At 62.7% G+C, this 26,396-nt stretch carries 27 protein-coding genes, 1 tRNA gene and 1 riboswitch; of the genes, 6 read left to right on the top strand and 22 right to left on the bottom strand.

What is annotated here, in order from left to right; translation table 11 throughout:
* Positions 1-34: 34 nt before the first annotated feature.
* The 5 genes from ACVOK8_RS02585 to birA all read right to left on the bottom strand — a co-directional run bounded on the left by ACVOK8_RS02585 (position 35) and on the right by birA (position 4,140).
* Entirely contained in the window at positions 35-1,282 is a 1,248-nt protein-coding gene (locus tag ACVOK8_RS02585) for a tyrosine-type recombinase/integrase (protein ID WP_481565434.1), read from the bottom strand.
* 142 nt (positions 1,283-1,424) lie between these two features.
* Positions 1,425-1,500 (bottom strand) — tRNA-Thr (locus ACVOK8_RS02580).
* Positions 1,501-1,606: 106 nt separating this feature from the next.
* Positions 1,607-2,431, bottom strand: a complete 825-nt coding sequence (locus tag ACVOK8_RS02575; RefSeq protein WP_481565433.1) for an SPOR domain-containing protein — start codon at positions 2,429-2,431, stop codon at positions 1,607-1,609.
* Between the two features lie 9 nt (positions 2,432-2,440).
* The gene (locus ACVOK8_RS02570) at positions 2,441-3,178 is read right to left on the bottom strand and encodes a type III pantothenate kinase (protein WP_481565432.1); all 738 of its coding nucleotides are present in this window, start codon (positions 3,176-3,178) and stop codon (positions 2,441-2,443) included.
* Entirely contained in the window at positions 3,175-4,140 is a 966-nt protein-coding gene (birA, locus tag ACVOK8_RS02565) for a bifunctional biotin--[acetyl-CoA-carboxylase] ligase/biotin operon repressor BirA (RefSeq protein ID WP_481565431.1), read from the bottom strand. Before birA ends, ACVOK8_RS02570 begins: the two co-directional genes overlap by 4 nt.
* Before the next feature lie 126 nt (positions 4,141-4,266).
* Between birA and ACVOK8_RS02560 the strand changes: the two genes are divergently transcribed.
* Both ACVOK8_RS02560 and ACVOK8_RS02555 read left to right on the top strand, forming a co-directional pair.
* The gene (locus ACVOK8_RS02560) at positions 4,267-4,551 is read left to right on the top strand and encodes a hypothetical protein (protein ID WP_481507829.1); all 285 of its coding nucleotides are present in this window, start codon (positions 4,267-4,269) and stop codon (positions 4,549-4,551) included.
* Positions 4,518-5,306 (top strand): M90 family metallopeptidase, encoded by a 789-nt coding sequence (locus ACVOK8_RS02555; RefSeq protein ID WP_481565462.1) that lies wholly within the window; start codon positions 4,518-4,520, stop codon positions 5,304-5,306. The genes ACVOK8_RS02560 and ACVOK8_RS02555 overlap by 34 nt, the downstream gene beginning before the upstream one ends.
* 208 nt (positions 5,307-5,514) lie before the next feature.
* Here the strand turns inward: ACVOK8_RS02555 and ACVOK8_RS02550 are convergent, their stop codons facing one another.
* From ACVOK8_RS02550 to ACVOK8_RS02515, 8 genes are all read right to left on the bottom strand, one after another.
* A complete protein-coding gene (locus ACVOK8_RS02550; RefSeq protein ID WP_481565430.1) occupies positions 5,515-6,942 on the bottom strand; it encodes an ATP-binding protein in 1,428 nt (475 codons plus the stop codon).
* A gap of 21 nt (positions 6,943-6,963) precedes the next feature.
* Complete coding sequence (locus ACVOK8_RS02545; protein WP_057627010.1) at positions 6,964-7,647, bottom strand: response regulator transcription factor; 684 nt, start codon at positions 7,645-7,647, stop codon at positions 6,964-6,966.
* Positions 7,648-7,720: 73 nt separating this feature from the next.
* Positions 7,721-8,110 carry a PepSY domain-containing protein gene (locus ACVOK8_RS02540; protein ID WP_481565429.1) on the bottom strand — a complete coding sequence of 130 codons (390 nt, stop codon included), beginning with the start codon at positions 8,108-8,110 and terminating at the stop codon, positions 7,721-7,723.
* A 198-nt stretch (positions 8,111-8,308) separates the two neighbouring features.
* On the bottom strand, positions 8,309-9,316 hold the full coding sequence (gene dusA, locus ACVOK8_RS02535) for a tRNA dihydrouridine(20/20a) synthase DusA (RefSeq protein ID WP_481565428.1): 1,008 nt from the start codon (positions 9,314-9,316) through the stop codon (positions 8,309-8,311).
* A gap of 363 nt (positions 9,317-9,679) precedes the next feature.
* A complete protein-coding gene (locus ACVOK8_RS02530) occupies positions 9,680-10,192 on the bottom strand; it encodes a hypothetical protein (RefSeq protein WP_481565427.1) in 513 nt (170 codons plus the stop codon).
* A 12-nt stretch (positions 10,193-10,204) separates the two neighbouring features.
* Complete coding sequence (locus ACVOK8_RS02525) at positions 10,205-10,690, bottom strand: hypothetical protein (protein ID WP_481565426.1); 486 nt, start codon at positions 10,688-10,690, stop codon at positions 10,205-10,207.
* Positions 10,687-11,502, bottom strand: coding sequence for a hypothetical protein (locus tag ACVOK8_RS02520; protein ID WP_481565425.1), 816 nt, complete (start codon positions 11,500-11,502; stop codon positions 10,687-10,689). Before ACVOK8_RS02520 ends, ACVOK8_RS02525 begins: the two co-directional genes overlap by 4 nt.
* 512 nt (positions 11,503-12,014) lie before the next feature.
* A complete protein-coding gene (locus ACVOK8_RS02515; protein ID WP_481565424.1) occupies positions 12,015-12,338 on the bottom strand; it encodes a DUF3307 domain-containing protein in 324 nt (107 codons plus the stop codon).
* Between the two features lie 391 nt (positions 12,339-12,729).
* Between ACVOK8_RS02515 and ACVOK8_RS02510 the strand changes: the two genes are divergently transcribed.
* Positions 12,730-13,062, top strand: coding sequence for an SMR family transporter (locus ACVOK8_RS02510; protein WP_481565423.1), 333 nt, complete (start codon positions 12,730-12,732; stop codon positions 13,060-13,062).
* Positions 13,063-13,310: 248 nt separating this feature from the next.
* Complete coding sequence (pncA, locus tag ACVOK8_RS02505; protein ID WP_481565422.1) at positions 13,311-13,931, top strand: bifunctional nicotinamidase/pyrazinamidase; 621 nt, start codon at positions 13,311-13,313, stop codon at positions 13,929-13,931.
* Positions 13,932-13,945: 14 nt separating this feature from the next.
* On the opposite strand, the gene purU is transcribed toward pncA, so the two are convergent.
* Both purU and ACVOK8_RS02495 read right to left on the bottom strand, forming a co-directional pair.
* Positions 13,946-14,797 (bottom strand): formyltetrahydrofolate deformylase, encoded by an 852-nt coding sequence (purU, locus tag ACVOK8_RS02500; RefSeq protein WP_481565421.1) that lies wholly within the window; start codon positions 14,795-14,797, stop codon positions 13,946-13,948.
* 98 nt (positions 14,798-14,895) lie between these two features.
* Positions 14,896-15,159 (bottom strand): DUF2798 domain-containing protein, encoded by a 264-nt coding sequence (locus ACVOK8_RS02495; RefSeq protein ID WP_481565420.1) that lies wholly within the window; start codon positions 15,157-15,159, stop codon positions 14,896-14,898.
* A gap of 139 nt (positions 15,160-15,298) precedes the next feature.
* On the opposite strand from ACVOK8_RS02495, the gene ACVOK8_RS02490 reads away from it, so the two are divergent.
* Positions 15,299-16,237: a LysR family transcriptional regulator gene (locus tag ACVOK8_RS02490; RefSeq protein WP_481565419.1), complete on the top strand. Its 939-nt coding sequence runs from the start codon at positions 15,299-15,301 to the stop codon at positions 16,235-16,237.
* A 37-nt stretch (positions 16,238-16,274) separates the two neighbouring features.
* Here the strand turns inward: ACVOK8_RS02490 and ACVOK8_RS02485 are convergent, their stop codons facing one another.
* The 6 genes from ACVOK8_RS02485 to ACVOK8_RS02460 all read right to left on the bottom strand — a co-directional run bounded on the left by ACVOK8_RS02485 (position 16,275) and on the right by ACVOK8_RS02460 (position 22,849).
* Complete coding sequence (locus ACVOK8_RS02485; protein ID WP_481565418.1) at positions 16,275-17,399, bottom strand: NADH:flavin oxidoreductase/NADH oxidase; 1,125 nt, start codon at positions 17,397-17,399, stop codon at positions 16,275-16,277.
* A gap of 59 nt (positions 17,400-17,458) precedes the next feature.
* On the bottom strand, positions 17,459-18,319 hold the full coding sequence (locus ACVOK8_RS02480) for an NAD-dependent protein deacetylase (protein WP_481565417.1): 861 nt from the start codon (positions 18,317-18,319) through the stop codon (positions 17,459-17,461).
* An 11-nt stretch (positions 18,320-18,330) separates the two neighbouring features.
* The gene (locus ACVOK8_RS02475; protein ID WP_282267570.1) at positions 18,331-18,735 is read right to left on the bottom strand and encodes an acyl-CoA thioesterase; all 405 of its coding nucleotides are present in this window, start codon (positions 18,733-18,735) and stop codon (positions 18,331-18,333) included.
* Between the two features lie 235 nt (positions 18,736-18,970).
* The gene (locus tag ACVOK8_RS02470) at positions 18,971-19,990 is read right to left on the bottom strand and encodes a ribonucleotide-diphosphate reductase subunit beta (protein ID WP_481565416.1); all 1,020 of its coding nucleotides are present in this window, start codon (positions 19,988-19,990) and stop codon (positions 18,971-18,973) included.
* 121 nt (positions 19,991-20,111) lie between these two features.
* Positions 20,112-20,339: a DUF2188 domain-containing protein gene (locus tag ACVOK8_RS02465; RefSeq protein WP_481565461.1), complete on the bottom strand. Its 228-nt coding sequence runs from the start codon at positions 20,337-20,339 to the stop codon at positions 20,112-20,114.
* 200 nt (positions 20,340-20,539) lie between these two features.
* Positions 20,540-22,849 carry a ribonucleoside-diphosphate reductase subunit alpha gene (locus ACVOK8_RS02460; RefSeq protein ID WP_481565460.1) on the bottom strand — a complete coding sequence of 770 codons (2,310 nt, stop codon included), beginning with the start codon at positions 22,847-22,849 and terminating at the stop codon, positions 20,540-20,542.
* Between the two features lie 271 nt (positions 22,850-23,120).
* Positions 23,121-23,338, bottom strand: a riboswitch (cobalamin riboswitch).
* A gap of 269 nt (positions 23,339-23,607) precedes the next feature.
* On the opposite strand from ACVOK8_RS02460, the gene ACVOK8_RS02455 reads away from it, so the two are divergent.
* Positions 23,608-24,417 (top strand): DUF2884 family protein, encoded by an 810-nt coding sequence (locus ACVOK8_RS02455; RefSeq protein ID WP_481565415.1) that lies wholly within the window; start codon positions 23,608-23,610, stop codon positions 24,415-24,417.
* Between the two features lie 194 nt (positions 24,418-24,611).
* On the opposite strand, the gene ACVOK8_RS02450 is transcribed toward ACVOK8_RS02455, so the two are convergent.
* Positions 24,612-26,117 carry a VWA domain-containing protein gene (locus ACVOK8_RS02450; protein ID WP_481565414.1) on the bottom strand — a complete coding sequence of 502 codons (1,506 nt, stop codon included), beginning with the start codon at positions 26,115-26,117 and terminating at the stop codon, positions 24,612-24,614.
* Positions 26,118-26,396 lie beyond the last annotated feature (279 nt).

Here is a 26,396-nt window from a genome sequence, read left to right as displayed (position 1 = left end):
CGCGCAGGGCAATCTAAGACATAAAAACGGAGAGTCAGCCCACCAACTTTAGGTGCGGCTGACCTTTCCCCTTCAGCTTATCCAAGTAGTCTGCCCACGCCTGCATCATCTTCTTGCGCTCAGGCAAGTGTTCCGCTCGATTGTAGGCGGCTTTGATGGGATTTCTTTCAGAATGGGCAAGCTGCCTTTCGATCGCGTCGGATGTCCATCCCATCTCATGAAGCAAAGTGGAAGCCATACTCCGGAACCCATGTCCGGTCATGTCGTCCGTCCCGTAGCCCAAGCGACGAAGCGCGGCATTGACAGTGTTCTCGCTCATTGGATCCCTTGAACTCCGAACGGACGGAAACACGTAGCGTCCATTCCCCGTGACCGGTCGCAGTTCCTCAAGTACTGCAACTGCCTGCTTGGAAAGCGGGACAACGTGAGCTACGCCCATCTTCATTTTCGCTCCAGGGATGTTCCATTGCTTCGCAGCAAGATCGAATTCCTCCCATTCCGCCTTACGCAGCTCCCCCGGACGAGTGAAGACCAGGGGGGCAAAGCGGAGCGCACATTGCGTGACGAGCTGCCCCGTGTACCCATCAATTGCCCGCATCAGCTCACCAACCTTCGCCGGATCGGTGATTGACGCGTAGTGCCTATTCTTCGCCGTCTTCAAAGCACCACGAAGAGCACTGGTCGGGTCACGATCCAACCTTCCGGTGGCCACGGCGTAGCGAAAGACCTGCCCACAGATCTGGCGAAGACGTTGCGTGGACTCGATCTTTTCCTGAGCCTCTAATCTGCGCAGCACCGCCAATACCTCAGCAGTGCCAATCTCGTTGATCTGCCTCTTGCCCAACCAAGGAAAGGCATAGGTCTCCAGCATCCATGCTGCCTTCTCCCGCGTTGACTGCGCCAAGTCCCCCCGGGACTCGAGCCATTCCATGGCTATCGCCTGGAAACGGGTATCCACTGACAGTTTGGAGGTGAGCTTGCTCAATTGTTTGTGCTCGGAGGGATCACGTCCCGCACGAAGCTTCGCCCTAGCCTCATCCCGGGCTTCTCCAGCCTCCTTCAACGAAACCTCGGGGTACACCCCGATCGCCAGTAGTTTCTCCTTACCATCCCAGCGGTACTTCATCCGCCAGTACCTGGCCCCGTTGGGCATCACGTGCAGGTAGAGGCCTGCCCCTGCCGCCAGCTTGTAGGGCTTGTCCTTTGCCTTCGCATTTCGCGCGGCCATATCAGTCAATTGCTTAGCACCCATTGGGGGTACATCCTCCTTGCTGAACTTCATTTTCCAAAATGTACCCCCACTTGTACCCCCAACGTTGCTGGATGTACGTGGACAAGCTCGGACCAAAGCGCACAAAAAAGCCCGCATTTCTGCGGGCTTAGTATGAATTCTGGACTTGCTTGGACGCCATAGGATCAGGCGATGGTGCCGCTTATCCGAATCGAACGGATGACCTACTGTTTACAAGACAGTTGCTCTACCAACTGAGCTAAAGCGGCAAGGCGTGTTACGTGCTGCGGTTGCGCGATGGTAGCGCTGCAACCGGTGGAAAGCTGGTCAGAAACCGGCACTTCCCAAGTCCCGCACATGGCGGGGCGCGTCATTCTACCGCAGACGCGCGCAATCCAACGACTGTTGTTGGGCGGCGGCGGCACGTTGCTTCAACGTGGCCGGGGTTGCTGTCCCAGCGGTGGCTGCGTCCACCCACCAGCTGGGGGCGATTTCGGTGCCGCTGGCGGCCAGTTTGGCCGGGAAACCGGCTGCGGTGAGGGTCGCCAGGCGGCGCTCGGCGCCTTCGCGGTTGCGGTACTGGCCCAGGGCGACGGCGTTGGCTTCCTGGCCCTGGGAGACGATGAAGTAATCGCTGAAACCGGCCTCGACGATGCGCTTGGCGGTAGCCTGGGCTTCCTCGCGCGTGGCGGCCGGGGCGATCAGTACCCGGTAGCTGTTGGCTGCCTTGCCAGGCACTTCGCGCAGACGCGGGCGTGCCGCATCAGTACCCAACGCGGTCATTGCCGCCTGCGCCTGCGCCTGTGTGGCGTAAGGGCCAAGACTGGCGCATTGCACGACGGCTGGCGGCCTGATCTCGGCGGGCTTGATCTCGGCCGGCTTGGCCTCGTCGGGTTTGGCTTCGACCGCTGCCGTGGCAGCTGGCGGCAGCTCGGCCGGCTTCGCAACCGCAGCTGTGGCTACCGGCACGGCGGCAGTGAGCGGCGCAGCATCCACTGCCGAAGTAACAGCGGTTTCAGCGGCGGCCGGTGCCGCGGGGCCGGCGTTGTCCGGCGCGGGTGACGGCAGCACTTCCAGGCTAGCAACGCCGGGCTCGCCACGAGGCGCAGCGGCCACCGGTTCGGTACGCGGTGCCATCCACCACAGCGCGACGCCAACATTGAGGATGGCCAGCAGGACGATAAGGAGACGGGTCAGCATGCGGTGATCCTACCGGGCGCACGCGCCGTGGTGAACTGCCCAGCGCGCCAGACCATCCAGCACCAGTGCCGGCCGGTAGTCGGCCTCAGGCAGCAGCGGCAGCAACGGCAATGCGCCGCCGCCATGCACTACAAGGTCCGGCTCGCTGCCAAGCAACAGCTGCGCTTGGCGCAGGCTGCGTTCGACCAGTGCCACCGCAGCGCCATCGCAGCCGGAAGCCAGCGCGTCGGCAGTGTCGTTGGCAAACTCTGCGTAGTCGCCGCCAGTGGCGGGCAACTGCACAGCGCGCGCATGCAGGGCTTCGCGCATCACCGTTGGCGAAGCGCCGATGCGGCCGCCACGATGCAGGCCATCAGCATCGATCAGGTCGATGGTAAGCGCGGTGCCGACGCCGACCACCAGCACCGATTTTTGCGCTGGTGCCACCGCCAGCAAGCCGAGGAAGCGATCCACGCCGAACTTCTCGGGTCGTGCATAGGCAACGGTTACGCCCGCACACTGCGGCAGGGTTTTGGCCACCTGCACCGTGTTGAAGCGGGCCTGCAGAATCTGCATGACTTCTTCGGTCAACGCTGCCGAGGCAACGCTGGCTACCCAGGCGGTATCGCCTTGCGGCAGGGCTTCCAGCGCGCTGGCGGTGATCGCCTCGGCGCCATGCGCCCAGGCCTGCACGCTGCCGGCGCGATTGCCGTGCAGCGGCGCGAATTTGAAACGCGAGTTACCCAGATCAAACAACCAATCGCTCATGCCGCCCTCACGCTGACTTCGCCGGCATGGAAACAGGTTTCCCGCCCATCAATATTCACCCGCAATGCGCCGTCCTCGGCCAGCCCGCAGGCCACGCCATCGTGCAGCACGCCTGCCTCTTCCACCCGCACCGCGCGGCCCTGCAACACGTCCATGCCCGCATAGCGCGGCAGGAACGGTGCCAGGCCGTGCTGCTCGAACTGTTCCAGCGCCGGCAGCAGGGACGCCAGCAAAGCCGCCACAACGGCATTTCGCGACACCTCGGCACCGGCCAGCGTATCCAGATCGGTCCACGGTTGGGTGATATCGGCGGCGCTGGTCTGCGGCATGCGCACGTTCAAACCCAGCCCGATCACCGCCCGTGCCGGGCCGGCAAATTCGCCGCCGCCTTCCACCAGCAGACCGCCGAGCTTGTGCCCGTCCACGACCACGTCGTTGGGCCACTTCAAGCCGGCGTTGCGGAAACCCAGCCCGTGCAGGGCTTCGACCACCGCCACGCCGACCGCCAGGCTCAGCCCGCCCATCCGCGACAGGCCGCCGCCAAAGGCCCGCGACAGTGAAAGATAGACATGCGCAGCCAGCGGCGAGGCCCAATGGCGGCCACGGCGGCCACGGCCGCCAGTCTGGCGCTCGGCCAACAGCACAGCGGTTCCGCGCTCAGGCGCGCTGCGTTGCAGCAATTCCGTGTTGGTTGAGCTCAATGTCCAAGCTATTTCCAGCTCGGACAGCAGCGGCAATACCGCCTCCGACAGGCCGATGCGGATCTGCGCCGGGTCCAGCAACTCAAGCGGCTGGGCCAGCCGATAACCGTCGCCGGCACGGCCCTCGATCACTACGCCAGCGGCGCGAAGTCCTTGAATTCGCTTCCAGACGGCCGCCCGGGTCAGCCCAAGCTCACGCGCCAGCGCGTCACCGGACAACGCTCCGGTACCCAGCTTGGCCAGCAGTTGGCGGTCATCCACAGCAGTTCCCTCACAACAGACCCGGAAATTATGCGGCATGCCCCGGGAGCCGCCCAGCGCCGCTCCCCCTGTTCCGGAGAAAAAGCAGGCTAGAATCGGGAATTAGCCCGCCTTTGGATGTTGACGATGCGCCACCTCGCTCATTGCCTGATCCTGTTGCTGGCGCCAGTTGCAGCGCAGGCTTCGGATGCGCTCGGCGGCGCTGGCCAAAGTGCGTGCAGCTACGCCCCGGCCGAAGTGGAGCGCGTCGCGGCCCCGGCCGCTGCCGTCAGCATCGCCAACGCCCCGCCGGCGACTCCGGTTCCGGCCAAGACCGCCACCCCGCGTGCCGGTGGTGGCAGCGACGATGATCTGTTGCCGCGCCTGCGTGCACCGCGCTGGCATCGCCTGCTGCCCGGGATGTTCCGCTGATCCAGTTGTTGTTGCGCTGGTGGCAGCGCACACCGCCTCCGCTTGATGACGATCTCTGGCAGCAAACCTGCCGGCAATGTTTGTGGCTGTCCGTATTGTCCGCCGAACGCGAGCGCAAGCTGCGGGCCTTGGTGGAACTATTCCTGCAGCGCAAGACCATCACTCCGGTTGCCGGGCTGGAACTGGACGAGGGCCAGCGCATGTTGCTGGCTGCCTTGTGTTGCCTGCCGCTGATCGAGTTCGGCCGCGAAGGCCTGCATGGCTGGTCGGAGCTGGTGGTGTACCCGGATGCGTTCCGCGTGCGCCAGACCCATACCGACGCGGCCGGGGTATTGCATGAGTGGGACGACGAACTGATCGGCGAGGCCTGGGGCAGCGGCCCGCTGATCCTGTCATGGGCCGATGTGCAGGCTGACATCGCCGATCCGGAGGCAGGGTTCTGTGTGGCCGTGCATGAGATGGCACACAAGATCGATGCGCTGGATGGTGCCATCGATGGCACGCCACCGTTGCCGCGCGACTGGCAGCGGCAATGGGCGCGGGATTTCCAGCAGGCCTATGACGCGTTCTGCGCGCAGGTGGATGCGGATGTTGAAACCGTGATTGATCCATACGCGGCGGAAGCGCCGGAGGAATTCTTCGCGGTGGTCAGCGAGTACCACTTCTCCGCGCCCGAACTGCTGGTGCAGAAGATGCCGGCGGTGGCGGCGCATCTGCGGCGGTTTTATGGGCCGGTTGAAGCTGGGCTGCGGTAGAGCACAAGAGCAAGATCAAAAGCCAACCCCTCCCCGGCCCTCCCCTGCGTACTGCGTGCGCAAGGGAGGGAGCAAGCTTCGCCCCCTCCCTTTGGCGCAGCCAAGGGGAGGGTTGGGGAGGGGTCGGTTTTTGACTTTGGCTTCAGCTCAAGCGCAAGAAGCGCAGGACAATGACAGACAGTCCGCTGATGCCCTGAACCGCCAGGATTTAAATCCCCGGCGGCAAGGTCACTTCAAACCGGGCGCCGCCCAGTTCTTCGGAACGCTTGACCTGCAGCTCACCACGATAAGCCTTGATCAGGTCCTGCACGATCGACAGACCAATGCCGTGGCCCTGCACGCGCTCATCGCCACGCACACCGCGCTGCAACACCTTGGCGATGTTGTCCTCGGCAATACCCGGGCCATCGTCATCCACGGCCAGCACCAGGCCGGCACGCTTGCCGTTGCCTGCAGTGATCGGCTTTGCGGTCAGCAACACGCGGCGGTTGGCCCACTTGAAGGCGTTCTCGAGCAGGTTGCCCAATAGTTCCTGCAAGTCACCCGGCTCACCGTAGAAGTTCACTCCTGGCGTTACCTCGAACTCGCAGAACACGCCCTTGGCGGCATAGACCTTCTCAAGCCCACGCACGATTTCTTCGGCGGTGGTCTCGATCGGCACCGGTGCGGAGAACAACTTGTGTCCGGACGATGCCGCACGCGCCAGCTGGTAGGAGACCAGGTTGTTCATGCGCTGCAGCTGCACGCCTACTTCTTCGCGCAGCTCGGTATCGTTGCTGGTACCGCTTTCCAGTTGGGTGCGAAGCACGGCCAGCGGGGTTTTCAAGCTATGCGCCAGGTCGGCCAGCGTGTTGCGCTGGCGCTCGAGGTTTTCGCGCTCGCTTTCGATGAAGGCGTTGATGCTTTCGGTCAGCGGCTCCAGCTCGCGCGGATGCAGTTCGCTCATGCGCTCGCGTTCGCCGCGCTGCACACGAGTCAGTTCATTGATCACGCGCTTGAGTGGACGCAGGCTCCACTGCAGCACCAGCGTCTGCAGCAACAGCAGGATCAGGCCGGTAACACCCAGCCAGAACCACACTGCCGCACGGAAGCTGCGTAGCTGCATACCCAGCGCGCGCGAGTCCTCAAGCACATAGATGGTGTACGGAAATTCGGATTCGGGCGCGCCGTCGCCGCCCCACACCAGGCCCATGCCGTAGCGATAGACTTCGCCGGGCGTGCCGTCGATCTGGGTGATGGGCAGCGGGCCTTCGAAGACTTCCTCGCGCGGCTTGAGCGTGCGCTCACTCACATCCGGCAGCATCGGCCCTTCGGCCGACATCGAATTTGCTACATGGCCGGGCATGACGACCTGCAGGTACAGGCCGCTACCGGGAAAATCAAAACGTGGGTCCGGCGGCTGTTCGCGGATGTACAGCGAGCCATCACGGGTGAAGTCGATGCCACCGGCATAGGCGGTGGCGTAGTTCTTCAGGCGTTCGCTGAGGTTGTCACGCGCAGTCTGGCCGAAGGCCGCATCCAGCGCGTAACCGGCCAAGGCCAAGAAGGCCACCAGGCCCACCGAGGCAGCCAGCAGCTGGCGGGCCTGCAAAGAGCGGGGCCGCCAACGCTTCAATAGCCACTGACGGCCCGTCATGACGCTATGCCCCTACGGGGCTCAGCCCTCGTTGCGCGGAATCGCGAAACGGTAACCGCGGCCACGCACGGTTTCGATCGGCTTCAATTCGCCATCCGGATCGAGCTTCTTGCGCAAGCGGCCAATGAACACTTCCAGCACGTTGGAGTCGCGGTCGAAGTCCTGCTGGTAGATGTGTTCGGTCAGGTCGGCCTTGGAGACCAACTCACCGGCATGCATCATCAGGTACTCCAGCACCTTGTACTCGTAGCTGGTCAGGTCGACATTGCTGCCGGCCACGCTCACCGTCTGTGCGGCCAGATCCAGCGCCACCGGGCCACATTCCAGGGTCGGCTTGGACCAGCCAGCGGCGCGGCGCAGCAGCGCATTGACGCGAGCCAGCAGCTCTTCGACGTGGAACGGCTTGACCAGGTAGTCGTCGGCGCCCTGCTTCAGGCCCTCGACCTTGTCCTGCCAGCTGGAACGTGCGGTCAGGATCAGCACCGGGAATTTCTTGCCCTCGTCACGCAGCGCGCGGATCAGCTCCATGCCCGACATCTTGGGCAGGCCCAGATCGATGATGCCCACGTCGAACGGCACTTCGCGACCCATATACAGGCCTTCTTCGCCATCCTGAGCGGCATCCACGGCGAAACCTTCGCGCTTGAGGCGTGCCGCAAGGGTTTCCCGCAGCGGGGCTTCGTCTTCAACCAGAAGGATACGCATGAACTCTCCCTAGTACTTTGGGCCGGCCTGGCGGCCAGCGTGTGTATTCAAAAACCACAACCACTATCGCTGTTCAGGAGTTATCGCCGCGTGGTGGCAGCTCCGCCCGCTGGTCGCGCGGGTGGTCTCGTGAAGGCGCAGGGTCGTCCATGTAGCGTACGCGCCCACGGTCATCCATGTATTTGACACGATTGATGTCGCGGCCGTCATACGGCACGCGCTCGGCACCAAGAATGCGCCCACCGGTCTCGCGTTGCACGCGCCGCACGGCGTCGGACAACGAGCGGTCTGTACCCGCCTGACGGCCGGCACGGGCGACGCGCTCACCGCTCTCAACACCACGGGCGTTGTCGCCTCGGGACTGCTGCGGCTGCTGCGCCGACGCCACGACCACGCCCGGACCGGCCACGACCAACGTGGCAATCAGGGCGACCAGCAGACGACGACGGGAAAGCGAATGCATGGGACAGATCCTAGCGGACGGCGAGGCAACGTTCAAAATTCGTAAACCACAGCCCGCGAAAATTTTCCGGAGGCCTTACGAAATTGAGCCAAATTCTTGATTTTTAGGGGTGAATCCGATCTGAACCCGCCCCCTGTCCCGCGCACCCGTTCAGCAAGCTGACCGGACAAATAGCGGATCACCGCTCTAGCAGATGCTTCAGGCAACCCGTTCGGCCTGGCGACGGGTGACCTGCAGCGCCTGTTCGACCAACGCCCAGTCGGCGCCGGACCGGTGTGCGCCTTCGCTGAGCACCTGACGGAAGCCACGCCCGCCCGGCTGCCCATGGAACAGGCCGAGCAAGTGCCGGGTGATGTGCTTCAAGGCGAGCCCAGCGGCCAACTGTGCTTCCACATACGGACGCAGCGCGACCAGCAGCTCCTCACGCCCACGCAGCGGCTGCCCGGTCTGGGCGCAGTCCAGCGCATGCAGCACGTAGGGGTCGTGGTAGGCCGCCCGGCCGAGCATCACCCCGTCCAGGTGCTGCATATGCTGCTGCGCCGCCTCGACCGTGGCGATGCCACCGTTGATCACCAGTGGCAGCGCCGGGCGCTCGCGCTTGAGCTGATAAGCCCATTCGTAGCGCAGCGGCGGGATCTCACGGTTCTCCTTGGGCGACAGGCCCTTGAGCCAGGCATTGCGGGCGTGCACCACCACCATTGCAGCGCCGGCCTGTACCTGCCGGTCCACAAAAGCGGCAAAAACCTCATAGTCCTTGTCCTCGTCCACGCCCAGGCGGCATTTCACCGTGATCGGGATATCCACCGCCGCCACCATCGCCGCGACGCATTCAGCAACCAATTCAGGTTCGCGCATCAGGCAGGCACCAAAACGCCCGGCCTGGACCCGGTCCGATGGGCAGCCACAGTTGAGGTTGACCTCGTCATAACCCCAATCGGCGGCAATACGTGCGGCTTGGGCCAACGCATCGGGATCGCTGCCACCCAGCTGCAGGGCCAGCGGCTGCTCGACCGGATTGAAACCAATCAGCCGCTCGCGGTCGCCATGAATCACCGCATTGGCATGCACCATCTCGGTATACAGCCGCGCCCCCGGCGCCAGCAGCCGGTGGAATACCCGGCAATGCCTGTCGGTCCAATCCATCATCGGGGCAACGGACAGGCGCAGGGAATCGTCGTAGCGGGTGTTTTGAGGCAAGGAAGGCATGCAGCGCGAGGTCTTGTGATGCGTGGATCGGCTATTTTCGCCCAAGTCCCGGCTTCACGCTGGCATATCGATGCTGGCTTTCAGCTTGCGACTGGGTTTGTGTGCGCCGGTTTGGCTGCAACCAGCGCCAAAAGCAGTCGGATCACGCCACGCACCGCAGCTCGGACGGGCCGCCGTGCTGCATTTGGATTGCCCGAGGAGACGCACCCAAGCACCTCAACGGTGTCATGGATGTTAGAGATGTAGCCGCATGGTGGGACGGCAAGAGAAGCGGCCGGAAGTAACAATTCCATGTAGAAGCAAGGACCTCCCCTTCAACCTCGCCCCGGTTGCCGCCAAGGGAAGCGCGAGATAGAGAAGGCGCTAGGAGTCCAACAGGGTAATGTTTTGTAGCGTGCCAAGCACCAAACGCAGCTCCTTTCGCAATCGCAAGCATTCGGCACTTGGAAGATCCTTCGCAAACTTAATCTCAGCATGCGCGGGACGATCATCGTCCCTCGTATCCAATACTTCGAAAGCGCGATCGCCGTCCTTATCCAGCACACTGTTGATTGCGCTCGTCAACGACGTGTGCATGCCCGCCACACAATAGCCAACACTCATGCCCCTCTTCGCCACGAACTTTGCATCACGCCGATCCGCCTCAGCATGGGCGTCCTTCTCGGTGTAAATGCTCTTCATCTGGACTGAAAAGCCATTGACCTTGAGGTCCTCCAAGTTGATCTCGGACAGTCGCAGAAGTCCATCCGCAGGGTCATGCGTTTCGGGAAACCTGCTATCCCGAAAGACCCCTTGATTGGCGGAAAACCCGATTCGACACACTGTCTCTTCTTCGGGCACAAAGACTACTGCCGCTCCCTCGGCGCGATCCCCCATTGCATCGCCGCCTTATCGAGCATTGGCCATGAAAACCACCAACTTCATGTATGGCAGCTTGGCCACCGGGACGTCACTTCCCGAAACTTCCGCTCCACACACAAGCCCGTAGTAGCTAGCCAAACCGTTGGACTCAATGATCATCTGAAAAGGGTCAACCGAGCCGCCGAAAAGGAAGTTGATTTCACCAAACGACGAGATCTCCAAATTAAAGTCGAGACAGTCCTCGGGCAAGTTGTAGATCGCCTCTTCGGCCGCAATCAATGCTGGCTTACTCGGAGCGCGAACACCCGCATCAGGGAAATCACTAAAGCCACTGGCCCATTTCGAGTGAGAGCGCAGCGCGTGAATGTGCGACGATCGGCGTGAGTAGCTCTTGGTCGGCTCGTCAATCTTCGCCCGCGGCGGATGGTAAAACCTATCCGCAGCGAGGTATTGCTCCTCGCCGTTGCTAAACATTTCATCCCAGGCAAGCTCACGACATGCAAACTCGTTCATGCGGCAGCCTCCTTTAGTCCGATTCGCTCGCTCATTTCGTTAGAGAGTACATCCAAAGCAACCTTTGCGTTCAATTGATGCATAACATCAAAGGCATTCGATAGGTCCTCAGGCTCCCAATTTCGCTGACCTGACGCGACCCCTTCGATGAAAAGCATCTGACTGTGCGTCAACGTCGTTGTGTGACGAAATCCGTCGGGCTTGCTCGTGCTCACCCTGGCATCCACCACAATCTTGGAGAATATCTGAGACCATGAATTTGCCCCTTCAGTCACCGGGTCTTCGTTCTCAACATCTTCGATGAACGTAGCCGACCAGAAGGGATTGTTGCCGACTGCTCGACGGGGCAGATATTCACTTTCCTTGAACACGTCGGTAGCAGAGTACGAAGTCGGATCGTCGTTGATGAATACATCTCTGAAGATTAAACCAGCCTTCGGCACCCTAACTTTCAGTTTCTGAATGACCTCGAGCGCTGGCACTAGCACGTCCAAGGCCTGGCGCTTGGTTTGATCCCAGCCACGGTACTCATGAAAAACCACATGTAGGTGTTCTTCATGGACATGGAAAGCCTCCAAGAGTTCCCCTGCCTGATTTCTCCGTTCATACATAGCGACAACTTCGCTACGACGTCCGCGGCGGCGCGTTTGACCATATCCGCGCTCCATTAAAAGAGCGTGCAGTCTTCGCCTTATCGCGCCGATTCCAGCCCTGTCTAGACCGCGGCCGAACCCGAAACCGAAGTCTACCCACGCAATAGCATGAGCCTCTGTAAATGGGCGAGTACCGCTCACGGGTGAATCCTTTCCCATGATTAAGCTTTCCTCAGCAACGTCGGCATGCGATCTCCAATAGCTCGGAGGACTCGCCACTTTGTCATCTGCAAAATACGCCCCCGTTTACACAATCTATCAGCATAGAGACTGAATAGAACACATGTTTGCTAAAAAAAATGTCAACGCCTCAAGTTGCCTACGTACCGACAATGCACCAATGCCGTCACATCTTATTGATTTATAAGAATATCAATCCAACCCATCATCGGTGCGCCGGACAGACGCAGGGAATCGTCGTAGCGGGAGTTTTGAGGCAGGGAGGGCATGCAGCGCGAGGTCTTGTGATGCGTGGATCGGCTATTTTCGCCCAAGTCCCGGCTTCACGCTGGCATATCGGTGCTGGCTTTCAGCTTACGACTGGGTTTGTGTGCGGCCGTCTGGCTGCAAGCTACTCCAAAAGCTGGCGGACCACAGCAGCACGGAAGCTCAGGCAGGCCGCCGCGATCCACCTGGATCGGGGCTGCCCCAGGCAAACAGCTTGGCGCTGATCAAGGCAGATCCGGCATCAGCAACAACAACGCCAGCCACAACACCTTGCAGGCTACGTGCAGGGCCTGGTCTACGTTGTAGCTGATGCGGTGACCACACTTGAGATCGTCGATCAGCATGTGGCTCAGGGTTTCCAGCACCGCGAGCACGATGCTGCCGGTAACCCAGCCCACCGCACCACCATGGATGACGCCATGCGCAGCAAGTGCCTGGTACCACGGCACATCGGGCACCGGCTCATGCCGGTTCTTGGCACGCGACAGAAACTCACCCTGCAACGGGTAGTCGGCCACGACATGGGCGACGATCAACAACCCAAACATCTGTAACTGCGCGTAGTAGGCCATCTATCGTTTGCAGTGGGATTGTGGATCGGAGTCTGGCACCACTTGGGGCACTGGCGCGATCTGTGCTGCACAAACGTCCGGGGAAGTCATACCCGGCAACGCGCAGACCCGGCACTCAAGCAATGGCCCGCTCACGATCGCCACCAGACCAGCCTGCCGGCACGCCCCCTGCGCACCCATTACAAGCTTACTCTGCAGCATTACCGCTCCTTGGCTCCTTGCTCCCTGTTCCTTGTGCTTGTTGTCCTGGCGCCAGCCATGCGGACCTGGGTCGATATGGCAGGCTCAGTCTAGATCGATGACGTAAGAGCTCTGTGACGTAAGAACTGCGCCGCTAGAATTGGCGGACACTTCTTCGAGCACCGTCATGAACGCCTATGCACTGCTGGCCTATGCCATCGCCCTGGAAGTGCTCGCCACCTCCCTGCTCAAGGCTTCTGATGGCATGAGCCGGCTATGGCCAACCGTTGGCGCCTTGGCCGGTTACAGCGTGTGCTTCTGGTTGCTGGCGTTGGTGATGAAAACCATCCCTACCGGGATCGCCTATGCGATCTGGTCCGGTGTCGGCATCGTGCTGATCTCCCTGATCGGGTTGTTCGTGTTCAAGCAGAAGCTTGATGCGGCGGCCATCGTCGGCATTGGCCTGATCTGTGCCGGGGTGCTGGTGATCAATCTGTTCTCGCGCTCGTCGGCACATTGAGCTGGCACAGCTCCGGCGTGGATCGCTGGTAAGGCCCCTGCCGAGCATGGCTCGGCACTACCGCTTCGCTCCCTCCCTTTTGCGTAGCAAAGGGGAGGGTTGGGGAGGGGTGCTTTGGCTCTGCTTGCTTCGCAGCTTATGCTGCCCCGCAGGTGCTCTGGTAACGCCCCTGCCGAGCATGGCTCGGCACTACCTTGTTGCGATCGGCGCTGGCTTAAACTGTTGGCCCCCGCATCAGGAAGTTGTCGATGTACGGAACAGACGTTGCGCTGCTGGTTATCGATCTGCAGCCGGATTTCATGCCCGGCGGTGCCCTGCCCTGCCAGCACGGTGATGCCATCGTGTCCGGCATCGCTGCGCTGCTGGATGCGCGTCACTATCAAACCGTGGTTGCTACCCAGGACTGGCATCCGGCCGATCACGCCTCGTTCGCTACACAACATGCCGGGCGCAAACCATTCGACGCCATCGAGCTGCATGGCCAGCCACAAACGCTATGGCCGGATCACTGCGTACAGGGCACCGCCGGTGCGACGTTGGATGCACGCGTGGACTGGAAGCATGCTGACCTGATCCTGCGCAAAGGCAGCCAGCGCGACGTGGACTCCTATAGCGCATTCCGCGAGAACATCGGCCCGCAGGCTACACGCGCGCCAACCGGCCTGGCCGGCTGGCTGCATGAGCGCGGCATCCGCGAGGTACATGTCTGCGGACTGGCACGCGACTACTGTGTGCTGTGGAGTGCACAGGACGCCGCCATCAGCGGCTTCGCCGTGCGTTTCCTCTGGGACCTGACCCGTCCGGTATCAGCCGCCAACGATGCGGCTACCCGCATCGCCTTGAACGAATGCGGGATTCATATCGACTGATCCACATCGGCCGATCAGCGGAACACCACGGTGCGGTGGCCATTGAGCAGGATGCGATGCTCGACGTGGCGGCGCACCGCGCGCGCAAGCACCTGCGACTCGGTGTCACTGCCCAGCTGCACCAGGTCACGCGGCGTCATCGCATGGTCTACACGCGCCACGTCCTGCTCGATGATCGGGCCTTCGTCCAGGTCCGAGGTCACGTAGTGCGCGGTGGCGCCAATGATCTTGACCCCGCGCGCATGCGCCTGGTGGTACGGCTGCGCACCCTTGAAGCTGGGCAGGAAGCTGTGGTGGATGTTGATCGCCCGGCCGGACAGCGCCTGGCATAGGCGCGGCGACAGGATCTGCATGTAACGCGCCAACACCACCAGATCGATGCGTTCGCGCTCGACCAGGTCGATGATCCGCTGCTCCTGCTGCTCGCGGGTATCGGCATCCACCGGCAGGTGATGGAACGGCACATTGTAGGAACCAGCCAGCCCGGCGAAGTCGTTGTGATTGGAGGCAACCGCAGCGATATCCACCTTCAGTTGGCGGCTATGGGTGCGGAACAGCAGGTCATTGAGGCAATGGCCCTGCTTGCTGACCAGCACCAGCAAGCGCGCACGGCGACGCGCGTCGTGCAGCTCCCATTGCATCGCGAACTCGTCGCCCAAACCCTGCAGGCGCGCGCGCACGGCCGGCTCATCACCGGCCTTGTGCATGTCGAAGTGAACGCGCAGGAAGAAGCGGCCGCTTTCGTCGTCACCAAACTGCTGGGCATCGAGGATGTTGCAGCCCGCTTCGAACAGCAGGCCGGACACGCGATAGACAATGCCGGTGCGGTCCGGGCAGGAAAGAGTGAGGATGAAATCGGGACGCATGGCCAACAACATTTATCGGTGGGGTCGTGGAAAGTAACCGTTCCAGCCGATTTCCGGCAAAAACAGTTGCAGCTGACACAGTTCACCCGTCGGCCGACTCAGTGCGGATGCACTGTCAGTGCCACCAGCCGCATCACCAAGGGCCGTACCACCAGCACGCAGCAGAACGCAGTCGGCATCGCCAGACAGTAGGCAGACAGCACCCGCGCCGGGAACTGGCCATCGATGCCGGCATTGGCGGCGGTGATCACCAGGCACATCAGCATGGCCATGATCGAGGCCATGAAAAAGGCGAATACATAGGGCGTTGCGCGTGCATCAAGTTTCCAGCGGGCAACGGCGAAGGAACGGGGGTCTGGCATCCAGCGAGGTCCATGCATGCAGCACTCAGGCGCTGCGGGCCGGGCACGATAGTCGGCGAGCCGGGGGACGGCTAGAGCGCGTCGGCTTGGGGCTTTATAAAGATTTACTTTGTAATCCTCCCGGAAAATGCCAACCGGCATGAACATTCTCCAATCCATCCGCAGCTTCATCCGCACCGCCGATGCCGGCAGCCTGGCCGCTGCCGCGCGCACCCTGGGCATCAGTGCGGCAGCGGTGGGCCAGAACATCGCCCGCCTGGAAGCCCATCTGGGCGTGCGCCTGTTCAACCGCACCACCCGCCAATTGGCCCTGACCGAGCGTGGCGCGCTGTATCTGGCGCAGGTACGGCATATCGAGCGCGACCTGCAGCGGGCCCAGGCAGCGGTGACCGATCCCGACGCGATACCGGCCGGTCGCCTGCGCATTGCCAGCAGCGCGGCGTTCGGCCGGCATGTGCTTGCGCCGCTGCTACCGGCCCTGCAGCAGCGCTATCCACGACTTGAAATTGAACTGTTGCTGGCCGACCGCAGCGTCGATCACGCACACGAAGACGTGGATGTCAGCATCCGCATCGAGCCGCAGCTGGAAGAAGGCCTGGTGGCGCGGCCGATCGCACAGGTGCCGTTCGTGTTCTGTGCAGCACCTGCCTATCTGGCCATTGCCGGCATCCCGCGTGCACCCGAAGCGCTGCGCGAGCATCGCTGCCTGTTGTTCCGCTACCCACTGGATGGGCGCTACCTGCGCTGGGGCTTCGTCCGCGACGGCCTGCGCTTTGATGCCGAGGTGCAACCAGCACTGGTCAGCGACGATATCGATGCACTGGCGGCGATGGCCGCACGCGGCGGCGGCGTCACCCGGCTGGCGGCCTTCGTCGCCGCGCCGTATCTGGCCCGCGGCGAACTGCAGGCCTTGTTCCAGAACGAGTCCGCTACCGATGTGCAGGCATCACCGGAGCCGATGCGCCTGTTCCTGTGCGTCAGCGACCGCCGCGACCTGACCCCGAAAGTGCGTTCGCTGCTGCAGCACATCCTCGATGCCCTGCCGCCGGCCTGGCGCATCGACATCGACCACGCCTGAGCACCAGCGGCACCATGCCACTGGCACCTTGCGAGCGTCAGCCCTGCTTGGCGAGCTTGAACAGACCGCGCGCCTCATGCGGCTCGCAACGCATGTACTGCGGCGACACCGTCAGCTGTGCACCCAAGGCCGCGGCCGCATGCCAGGGCCAACGCGGGTCGTAGAGGATGCCGCGAGCGATGCCGATCGCGTCGGCTTTGCCGTCGACGAGGATTTCCTCGGCGTGCGTCGGCTCGGTGATCAGGCCCACCGCGATCACCGGCGTGCCGATTTCGGCCTTGATCGCAGCGGCCTGCGGCACCTGGTAGCCGGGCTCGACCGGAATCTGCTGGCGCGGGTCCAACCCGCCACTGGAGACATGCAGGAAATCATTGCCGCGTGCTTCCAGCGCCTTGGCCAGCACGATGCTCTGGGCAACATCCCAGCCGCCTTCCACCCAGTCGGTGGCGGAGATGCGTACACCCAAGGCCACATTGGCCGGCACTACCGCGCGCACCGCATCGAATACCCGCAGCAGCAGGCGCATGCGGTTCTCCAGCGAGCCGCCATACGCATCGTCGCGCTGGTTACTCAACGGCGACAGGAACTGGTGCAGCAGATAACCGTGCGCGGCATGCAGCTCGATCAGCTCCAGACCAAGCCGCACTGCGCGCTTAGCGGCAGCGACAAAGTCTTCAACCACGCGATCGATGCCGGCGTCATCCAAGGCTTCAGGCGTGGGATCGCCGGCCTTGAACGGCAGCGCCGACGGCGCCAAGACCTGCCAGCCATGCTCCTGTCCGGGGGCGATCGCACCACCGCCGTCCCATGGACGCGCAGTCGACGCCTTGCGCCCAGCATGTGCCAGCTGCACGCCGATCGGCATGCTCGACCAGCGCCGCACTGATGCCAGCACCTTGGCCAGTGCCGCTTCGGTGGCGTCATCCCACAGGCCAAGATCGGCCCAGCTGATGCGCGCACGCGGCTCCACCGCGGTGGCTTCGATGATCAACAGGCCCGCACCGGACTGCGCCAACTGGCCCAGGTGGATCGTATGCCAATCGGTGGCTTGCCCGTCCTGCGCCGAGTACTGGCACATCGGCGCGATGACAACGCGATTGGAAAGGGAAAGCGGGCCTAGCGACAACGGTGAGAAAAGCTGACTCACGTGGGCGACGTCCATCAACAGTGGGGGCGCCCATTGCACGCCGCAGCGGCCGCTGATTCAACCGGCGTGGTGGATCACTGCGTCTTGATGCCGTCCAACAGGAACGCAAGTGCCTGCGCGCAGGGCATTTCCACCTTCAGCGACAGCAGGTGATCGGCGCGGGTACGGCCGAGATTGACTGCGGCTATCGGTAAACCGGCTTTGGCGGCGGCATCGACGAAGCGGAAACCGGAATACACCATCAGTGACGAACCCAGCACCAGCACCGCATCGGAACGCTGCAGGTGCTCATGCACGGCAGCGACACGTTCGCGCGGCACGTTCTCGCCGAAGAACACCACGTCCGGCTTCAATACGCCGCCACATGCCTCGCAAGCAGGCACGCTGAACGCGGAGAAGTCGGCTTCCAGATCGGCGTCACCATCGGGCGCGATGCCCGCTTCCAGCACGTCCCAACCAGGGTTGGCGTGCAGCAGGCGTTGTTGCAGCAGCTCACGCGAGCTGCGTGCTTCGCAGCCCATGCAGCGCACCTGATCCAGTCGGCCGTGCAGATCGATCACGGTCTGGCTGCCCGCCGCCTGGTGCAGGCAATCCACGTTCTGGGTCAGCAGCAGCTCAATGCGACCATCGGCTTCCAACGCCGCCAGCGCGTGATGCGTGCCATTGGGCAGGGCGTGGCCGAAGCGCGGCCAGCCCAGCAGGCTACGCGCCCAGTACCGCCTGCGGGTTGCCTCCTCGCCCATGAAGGCCTGGTAGGTTACCGGCGGTGTGCGCTTCCATTGGCCATCGCTGTCGCGGTAGTCGGGGATGCCGGAGTCGGTGCTGCAACCAGCACCGGTGACCACGAACAGACGCCGATGGCCGGCAATGAACTGCGGCAGTTCGGTGATTACCGCTGACGACAAGCGCCCGGTCTGTGCCGATGAAGTGGTCATCGCCGTGCGGCTCAGGCCTGCGTCGGCAGCGTCGGCACCGTGGTCGGATGACCTTCGCCATCGAGCGCGATCATCACGAAGGTGCCCTTGGTGCACAGCGCACGTTCGCCGTTATGCAGGTCTTCGGCGATCAGCTCGACTTCCACATGCATCGAGCTGCGGCCAACCTTGACCACCCGGCCGATGGTTTCCACCATCTGCCCGATACGGATCGGCAGCTTGAAGTCGACCTGGTCCGAGCGCGCGGTGACCACCGTGCAACGCGAATAACGGGCGGCGGCGAGAAAGGCCGCCTTATCCATCCACGCCAATGCCTGGCCGCCGAACAGCGTGCCCATATGGTTGGTGTGGTTGGGGAACACGATTTCCGCCATGCGGACTTCGACCGGCGGATTGGTTTCGACGATGGGCGTCATGGAGGCATCACCTGTAAGTTGGTGCCGATGATACGCCCGCAAAGCTGTGCAGCCGGTGAGTGCTCTGCCCCCTCCCTTCGGCGCAGCCGAGGGGAGGGCTGGGGAGGGGTGCCGTTGCTGTTGCTGTTGCTGTTGCCGGTGGTTTCCGCAAGAAACTGCAATCGGACGCTACGTGTAGAGCCCAAAGCACCCCTCCCCAACCCTCCCCTGCGCTTCGCGCAAGGGAGGGAGCAAATCAGAACGCCATATCAAACGCCACTTCACCCTGCACGCCCACCTGGTAGGCAGAAGCGCGGCGCTCGAAGAAGTTGGTCAGTTCCTGCACATCCTGCAGTTCCATGAACGGCAGCGGGTTGCGCACGTTGTACTTCTTGGCCATGCCCAGCTTGAGAAAATGGTTGTCGGCGCAGTGTTGCAGGTACTCGCGCATGTCGCGGGTGGAGATGCCGGCCACACCGCCGGACAGCACGTCCTCGGCGAACTGCACTTCGCACTCGATGGCCTCTTCCAGCATCTGGTAGACCTCCTGCTCCATCTTCGCGTCGAACAGATCGGGTTCTTCGGCGCGGATTTTGCGCACACATTCGAACGCGAACTCCATGTGGCAACTCTCGTCGCGGAACACCCAGTTGGTGCCCGAGGCCAGGCCCGGCAGCAGGCCGCGCGAACGGAAGTAGTACACGTAGGCGAAGGCGGCAAAGAAGAACAGGCCTTCGATGCAGGCGGCAAAGCAGATCTGGTTGAGCAGGAATTGGCGGCGGTCGTCGCGGGTTTCCAGACGCTTGGTTTCCTGCAGCGCATCGATCCACTTGAAGCAGAACGCAGCCTTCTTCTTGATCGAGTCGATGTTCTCAACGGCGGCGAAGGCCTTGAAGCGCTCTTCCGGATCCGGCAGGTAGTTGTCCAGCAGAGTCAGGTAGAACTGCACGTGCAGCGCTTCTTCATACAGCTGGCGCGACAGGTACATGCGCGCTTCCGGCGCATTGAGGTGCTGGTACAGGTTCAGCACCAGGTTGTTCGACACGATCGAGTCGCCGGTGGCGAAGAACGCGACCAGGCGATGGATCAGGTGCTGGTCGGCCGGCGACATCTTCTGGTGCAGGTCGGTGATGTCGATCTGGAAATTGATCTCCTCCACCGTCCAGGTGTTCTTGATGGCGTTGCGGTACATCTCGTAGAAGTCCGGGTAACGCATCGGACGCAGGGTCAGCTCGAAGCCGGGATCGAGCAGCATCTGATTGGGGCTTTCAGACATGGGAAAACTCTCATGTGTCAGCATCGGCGAACCGGTACTGCAGGTGGAAAAGACAGGAAACTTCAGGCACTTCCATGTGCCTCCTACAAAACGTGGCGTCGGCGGTTGCTAGTTGAGGAAATTAGCGTTCAGTATCCCGGGGCGGGAAAGGATCGTGACCTGGAGCGATCGTATCTTTGCTTCGAATCAATCCATCGCGACCCTTTGTCGTCAACTCCCCACCACCTTGGTTAACTAGCATCTGTCGAGCACTCCGCTCGGCGCCAGCCTGGGTCCGGTGCAAGCTGGAGGCACGGCTGGCATCGTTGCGTTTATTTGCCCATTGACCGTCGTCGCGACGGTAGACCATTCGATCTTGATCCTTGCTCATAAATTTTTGCCTTTGAGTTCTAAGTGCTCGGGCTAAAACTTTGATCAGACCACTGTTAACGGTATAGTCAACCCGCTTCTTAGTCGAAGTGGCAGATCAAAGACGCCCCGCCCAAGCGGTCAAGAGCGTTTTGTGAAGCATCAAAGGGCCCCGAACTCCAATTCGGGGCCCTTTTTTTGTTACTGGCAGGCCTCGCAGGCTTCTGGGTTTTCCAGCGAGCAGGCCACGGCTTCAACCGGGGTGTAGCTGCTGACCGTGGTCTTGGCGATCTTGGTGGCCGGACGCGAGCGCAGGTAGTACGTGGTCTTGATGCCCTGCTTCCAGGCGTACATGTACATGGACGACATCGCGCCGATGTTCGGGCTCTCCATGAACAGGTTGAGCGAGGCCGACTGGTCGATATAGGCACCGCGCGCGGCGGCCATGTCGATCAGCGAACGCATCGGCAGTTCCCATGCGGTGCGGTAGATGTGGCGCAGGGTTTCCGGGATCTGCGCCAGGCTCTGGATGGAACCGTCGGCCAGCTTGATCGCATCGCGCACTTCCGGCGTCCACAGGCCCAGCTGCTTCAGCTCGGCAACCAGGTGACGGTTGATCTGCAGGAAGTCGCCCGACAGGGTCTCGCGCTTGAACAGGTTGGACACCTGCGGCTCGACGCACTCATAGCAACCGGCAATCGAGGCGATGGTCGCGGTCGGCGCGATCGCGATGATCAGCGAGTTGCGCAGGCCATGCTGCTTGATGCGCTCACGCAGTGCGTCCCAACGCTCGACGTCGTCCGGCACCACGTTCCAGGCATCGAACTGCAGCTCGCCGTGGGCAGCGCGGGTGTCGTTGAACGAGGGATGCTTGCCGCGTTCCTGGGCCAGTTCGCAGGATACTTCCAGCGCGTGGAAATAGATGGCCTCGGCGATCTTGGTCGACAGCGCGCGTGCTTCGGCGGAGTCGAAGGCCATGCGCTTGCGGAAGAACACGTCCTGCAGGCCCATGCAGCCCAGGCCGACCGGGCGCCAGCGCAGGTTGCCGCGGCGTGCGGTTTCGATCGGGTAGAAGTTCAGGTCGATGACGCGGTCGAGCTGGCGCACGGCCAGGCGCACGGTCTCGGCCAGCTTCTCGAAATCGAAATCGCCATGCGCGTCGAGGTGGTTGCCGAGGTTGATCGAGCCCAGGTTGCAGACTGCGGTCTCGTCGTTGGAGGTGATCTCCAGGATCTCGGTGCACAGGTTGGACAGGTGGATCACGTTGCCGGCGCGCAGGGTCTGGTTGCTGGCAAGGTTGCACTTGTCCTTGAAGGTCATCCAGCCGTTGCCGGTCTCGGCCAGGGTGCGCATCATCCGCGAATACAGCTTGCGTGCCGACACGGTCTTGCGCGCCTTGCCCTGGGTTTCGGCCTGTACATAGGCCTGCTCGAAGGCCGGGCCGAACAGATCGGTCAACTCCGGCACCACGCGCGGATCGAACAGCGACCATTCCTGGTCGGCCTCGACGCGCTGCATGAACAGGTCCGGCACCCAGTTGGCCAGATTGAGGTTATGCGTACGACGCGAATCATCACCGGCGTTGTCGCGCAGTTCGAGGAAGTCCTCGATGTCGGCGTGCCAGGTTTCCAGATAGACGCAGGCCGCGCCCTTGCGCTTGCCGCCCTGGTTGACCGCAGCCACAGAGGAATCCAGCGTCTTCAGCCACGGCACGATGCCGTTGGAGTGGCCGTTGGTGGACTTGATCAGCGAGCCACGCGAACGCACGCGGGTATAGCTGACGCCGATGCCACCGCTGAACTTGGACAGCTGCGCGATGTCGGCATAGCGGTCGTAGATGGATTCCAGCGAATCCTGCGGCGAGTCCAGCAGGAAGCACGAGGACAGCTGCTCGTGGCTGGTGCCGGCATTGAACAGGGTCGGGCTGGACGGCAGGTAATCCAGGCTGCCCAGACGCTGGTACAGCGCCAGTGCTTCGGGCACATCCTCGCTCAGCGCGCTGGCGATGCGCAGGAAGAACTGCTGCGGGGTTTCGATGACCTTGCGCGAATGCGGATGCCGCAGCAGGTAGCGGTCATACATGGTGCGCAGGCCGAAGTAATCGAAGTTCAGGTCATAGGACGGATCGATCGCGTCGTTGAGCTTGCGTGCGTTGACCTGCACGAAGTTGAGCAGGCGGTCGTTGATCAGGCCGACTTCGTGGCCACGGCCGACCGACTGCGAGAACGCATGGATTTCCTGGCCGGAGACTTCCTTGCCGATGAAGTTGGCCAGCAGGCGTGCAGCCAGGCGGCCGTACTCGGGCTCTTCGCCGATCAGCAGGGCGGCGGTACGGATCGACAGCTCGTCCAGTTCCTGGGTGCTGGCGCCGTTGTACAGGCCGGAGATGGTGCGCGTGGCCACCCGCATAGGGTCCACCGCGTGCAGGCCTTCGCAGCAACGCTGGATGGCGCGGACAATCTTGTTGAGGTCTACCGGCTCGGTGCTGCCATTGCGCTTGGTCACGCTCATGGCGGTGGCGGTTGGCGGCGGGGTCAGTTCAAAACCGGCTTCAGCCGGAGCGACGTCAGTATGAGTGGCAGTCACGACGATGGTGTCCTTGCAAACGTTATGCACGCAGCTCCTGCCCGCGCAGGAAGCAGAGCCGGTACGGAGCAGCGAGCATGGAAGGACGGCGTCGCAGCAGCCGCGACAGCGCACGACCAAGGGTCGGCAGCAGCCACGGCACCACGTCACCAGCCGTCTTCCCCTCGAAGACACCGCAGCCGGCACCACGCGGTGTGCATCGCGTGGCTGTCGGCAGGTCTTCGGACTCATGGGCAGGAAGGCGGGGGCCTTCTCCTACTCCGCCGCTTCCCAAGGCGTTTGCCTCAGTGCTGTTGGCGGGGTCGTTCCCAATTACCGCTGCGGGGCAGTGCCGGACTAGCCTTGAAGGCATCACCAGCTTCCCTATTAATCCGACGGAAAAATCCCGTCAGAACCGACGGAGCACAAGATAGTGGGGGTGTATGACAGGGTCAACACCAAATCTAGTATTTCTTTGCCAAGCCTTGCGGCACAAGGCTTGGACTGTATGCCGCCCGGGCCAGACACTCGAACCTGCTCGAACGGAATGCGCAGTCAAGCCTTTTGCAGAGTTTTTTTGTAGGGAAACCACCTGACTTGACTACGTAAATTTCTGATGAAATTCCGGGCGTGACTTCCGGCCTGCGCAGCCGTCGCTGCAAGCGGCCAAGCTGGCGGCACCCTTCCGCCACGAGCTCGCCGCCATGCGCCTGCCGCCCATCGCCACCTCGCTGGCCCTGCTGCTGCCGCTGATGGCTCAGGCCGCTACGGTCAAGGCACCGGAGCTGTCCGCCGATCAATGTGGCGTGTCCACCGACTACAACGTCCTGGTGGATGGCGGCGGCATCTGGCTGCGCCGCGATACCCTGCCGATGCGCGAGATCGTGTTCCACGACGGCCAGCTGAGCATCGACAACCGCATGCAGACGGTATCGGCCGCGGATGCACAACGCCTGCGCGCACTGGAGAACGGCGTGCGCCAGCTGATGCCGGCGGTCACCGGCATTGCCAACGAGTCGGTTGGCATCAGCTTCGATACGTTGGACTCGGTTTACGAAGGCCTCACCGGCAACGCCAACTCCCGCAAAGTGCGCAAGTTGCGCAAGGAGGCCGAACGTTTTGTCGAACAGACCATCGGCCGCGGCCGCTGGGACCAGGACCTGTTCCATGAAGGTTTCGAAGCACGGGTGCAGGATGCCGCCGAGAGCCTGAGCGGCTCCATCGCCCGCAGCATGCTGTGGGCGGTATTCACCGGTGGTGAGGACAAGCTGGATGCGCGCGCGGACAAACTCGACGCCGAACTGGAGCAACGCCTGGAAGGACGCGCTGCCGCCTTGGAGCAGCACGCGCGCTCGTTGTGCACGCAGGTACAGGCGCTGGATAGGCTGCAGTCGGCACTGGAGTTCCGTTTTGATGGCCAGCCGCTGCAGATGATGCGCGTGAGTGGTGATACCGCGACGATGGCAGCAAGCGATGACCGTCAGGGCGACAGCATTCCGTTGCCAGCGCGGTAAAGCCCGCTTTTGGTAGTGCCGAGCCTTGCTCGGCAGGGGCATCACCGGTAAAGCCCATGCCGAGCATGGCTCGGCACTGCAGGGCTTGGCTTTGTAGGAGCGGCGTAAGCCGCGAAGCTGGCAAAGCCTGAAGATCAAAAGCTTACCCCTCCCCAACCCTCCCCTTGCCTACGGCAAAGGGAGGGGGCAGAAGCTCAGCCCTTCGGCAACTGCGCCAACTCCTCGCGCACCAGCTTCACCACCAGCTTGTCCAGGGTGTCGACCGAATAGTTCTCCACCTCATGCACGGTCTCGCTGCCCGGTCCGCTGGAGGGATTGCTGGCATCCTTGTAGGTCAGGAAGATGAAACGCCCGCCGGTGTACTGCGCGATCTGCCGCTGCGCGATCTCACCGGTGGTGTCCTGGCCGGATGCGGCAACGCTCAACACCTTGATGCCCTTGCCCAGCGCGGCCAGCATGGTCTGTTCGTAGTGCGGCTGCGGGTAATCCATGTGCGGCGGCGCATCGGCCAGCGACACCAGTAGGCGCGTAGTCGAGGCACCGCGCCAGTTCATCGCCTGCACGGCATGGTCGAAGGCCTCGTTCATTGCTTCCGGGTAATCACCGCCGCCATTGGCCTGCACGCCATTCAGCACTTTCTGAAAGCCAGCAACGTTGTTGCTCAGGTCCCAGCCACGCACGAAGTACTCGTCGCCGCGATCACGGTAGGTCACCAGCCCCAGGCAGATGTCCGGGTTGGACGGCAGCTGGGCGATATCGCGGACGATGCCCTGTAGCGTATCGCGCAGCTTGTCTATTTCATCGGCCATCGAGCCGGTGGCGTCGACCATGAACACCAGGTCGAGCTTGGCCCGCGCCGGCAGCGGTGCATCGGCCACCACTACCTGCACGGCATTCTTCTGCCCGCGCTGCAGGACCGAGGTCACCGTCTTGCCGGCGCGCCGCACCTGTATCTGGTAGCTGGCCGAATCGCGATCATCGAAGGCATTCGGGTGAACCCAGACCTGGCCACCGGCATCGGTACGCGCCCACATGCGCGCACCATTACGGGCCGTGACCGCCACTTCCGCGTCCGGCACCGGCCGACCCTGCGCATCGACCACCTGCAGGCGCTGGCGCACGCTGATATCGCGACCAAGATCATTGGCTTCTTCATGGCCCTGCAGGAACTGCTGGAATGCGGTGAAGTCAGCGTTGTCATCGACGACACCGGCAGTGACTGGCGCCTGCTGCTGCCGCACGTTGCCAGTGGTGGTGATCGAAGCCATCGGCATTTCCGCTGCCGCATAACTGGCATCGGCAGCGGCCTCGGCACGGGCTGCCAGCGACGGTGGAGGTGGCGGCGCAGCAGGCGCTGGCATGGGAGCCATCATCTTCGTGTCCGCCCTGTAGCTGTCCCCCGTGCGCATACGCACCTCGCCCGCAGCGATATTGTGCTGCTGCGGCTTGGGGCTGGGATCGGCAACCTCGCGCAGCACCGGCGTGTCGCTGCAGACGCTGGCGCTGGGCGCACGGAAGTTGGGCTGGGTCTGGCGCGTGCGTTGCGTGGTTGGCGCCTTGAGATCGCCGGTCTTGTCGGTCACCGGGAACGGGGTATGGCGGACCGCTGCCGCCACCGGCAGGCCGACCAACAGCGTCACTGCGGCGGCCAGCGCCATATTGCGAACCGCCGGCCGGTTTGAACCCTTTGCGCTAGCCATGATTCCTGCTCCCATCCAGGCCGCGTGATGCGGCGTACGGGGATAGGAACGGATGGGGGTGGGGAGTGGGGTTAAATCTGCCCCCTCGCTTGCGCAACGCGCTGGGGAGCGGGTGGATTTTGATTTTCTGGCGCTGTCGGCGAGGCTGCTCTGTAGTGCCGAGCCATGCTCGGCAGGGGCTTTACCAGCGGAAAGCTGCCCTCACCCCAACCCCCGCTCCGCGCCCCGGCCCTTGCGCTGACGCAAGGGCGTTCGATGGGCAGCGAACCGTTGGTTCGC

Source organism: Stenotrophomonas sp. STEN083 (genome assembly GCF_056759195.1).
Note: the sequence above shows the minus strand (reverse complement) of the source record. Positions and strands in the feature narration are given on the sequence as shown.

Coding starts and splice junctions, on each gene's coding strand:
- ACVOK8_RS02585 (WP_481565434.1), bottom strand. CDS start 1,282: ATGAAGTTCAGCAAGGAGGATGTACCCCCAATGGGTGCTAAGCAATTG.
- ACVOK8_RS02575 (WP_481565433.1), bottom strand. CDS start 2,431: ATGCTGACCCGTCTCCTTATCGTCCTGCTGGCCATCCTCAATGTTGGC.
- ACVOK8_RS02570 (WP_481565432.1), bottom strand. CDS start 3,178: ATGAGCGATTGGTTGTTTGATCTGGGTAACTCGCGTTTCAAATTCGCG.
- ACVOK8_RS02560 (WP_481507829.1), top strand. CDS start 4,267: ATGCGCCACCTCGCTCATTGCCTGATCCTGTTGCTGGCGCCAGTTGCA.
- ACVOK8_RS02550 (WP_481565430.1), bottom strand. CDS start 6,942: ATGACGGGCCGTCAGTGGCTATTGAAGCGTTGGCGGCCCCGCTCTTTG.
- ACVOK8_RS02545 (WP_057627010.1), bottom strand. CDS start 7,647: ATGCGTATCCTTCTGGTTGAAGACGAAGCCCCGCTGCGGGAAACCCTT.
- ACVOK8_RS02540 (WP_481565429.1), bottom strand. CDS start 8,110: ATGCATTCGCTTTCCCGTCGTCGTCTGCTGGTCGCCCTGATTGCCACG.
- dusA (WP_481565428.1), bottom strand. CDS start 9,316: ATGCCTTCCTTGCCTCAAAACACCCGCTACGACGATTCCCTGCGCCTG.
- ACVOK8_RS02530 (WP_481565427.1), bottom strand. CDS start 10,192: ATGGGGGATCGCGCCGAGGGAGCGGCAGTAGTCTTTGTGCCCGAAGAA.
- ACVOK8_RS02525 (WP_481565426.1), bottom strand. CDS start 10,690: ATGAACGAGTTTGCATGTCGTGAGCTTGCCTGGGATGAAATGTTTAGC.
- ACVOK8_RS02520 (WP_481565425.1), bottom strand. CDS start 11,502: ATGGGAAAGGATTCACCCGTGAGCGGTACTCGCCCATTTACAGAGGCT.
- ACVOK8_RS02515 (WP_481565424.1), bottom strand. CDS start 12,338: ATGTTTGGGTTGTTGATCGTCGCCCATGTCGTGGCCGACTACCCGTTG.
- ACVOK8_RS02510 (WP_481565423.1), top strand. CDS start 12,730: ATGAACGCCTATGCACTGCTGGCCTATGCCATCGCCCTGGAAGTGCTC.
- pncA (WP_481565422.1), top strand. CDS start 13,311: ATGTACGGAACAGACGTTGCGCTGCTGGTTATCGATCTGCAGCCGGAT.
- purU (WP_481565421.1), bottom strand. CDS start 14,797: ATGCGTCCCGATTTCATCCTCACTCTTTCCTGCCCGGACCGCACCGGC.
- ACVOK8_RS02495 (WP_481565420.1), bottom strand. CDS start 15,159: ATGCCAGACCCCCGTTCCTTCGCCGTTGCCCGCTGGAAACTTGATGCA.
- ACVOK8_RS02490 (WP_481565419.1), top strand. CDS start 15,299: ATGAACATTCTCCAATCCATCCGCAGCTTCATCCGCACCGCCGATGCC.
- ACVOK8_RS02485 (WP_481565418.1), bottom strand. CDS start 17,399: ATGGACGTCGCCCACGTGAGTCAGCTTTTCTCACCGTTGTCGCTAGGC.
- ACVOK8_RS02480 (WP_481565417.1), bottom strand. CDS start 18,319: ATGACCACTTCATCGGCACAGACCGGGCGCTTGTCGTCAGCGGTAATC.
- ACVOK8_RS02475 (WP_282267570.1), bottom strand. CDS start 18,735: ATGACGCCCATCGTCGAAACCAATCCGCCGGTCGAAGTCCGCATGGCG.
- ACVOK8_RS02470 (WP_481565416.1), bottom strand. CDS start 19,990: ATGTCTGAAAGCCCCAATCAGATGCTGCTCGATCCCGGCTTCGAGCTG.
- ACVOK8_RS02465 (WP_481565461.1), bottom strand. CDS start 20,339: ATGGTCTACCGTCGCGACGACGGTCAATGGGCAAATAAACGCAACGAT.
- ACVOK8_RS02460 (WP_481565460.1), bottom strand. CDS start 22,849: ATGAGCGTGACCAAGCGCAATGGCAGCACCGAGCCGGTAGACCTCAAC.
- ACVOK8_RS02455 (WP_481565415.1), top strand. CDS start 23,608: ATGCGCCTGCCGCCCATCGCCACCTCGCTGGCCCTGCTGCTGCCGCTG.
- ACVOK8_RS02450 (WP_481565414.1), bottom strand. CDS start 26,117: ATGGCTAGCGCAAAGGGTTCAAACCGGCCGGCGGTTCGCAATATGGCG.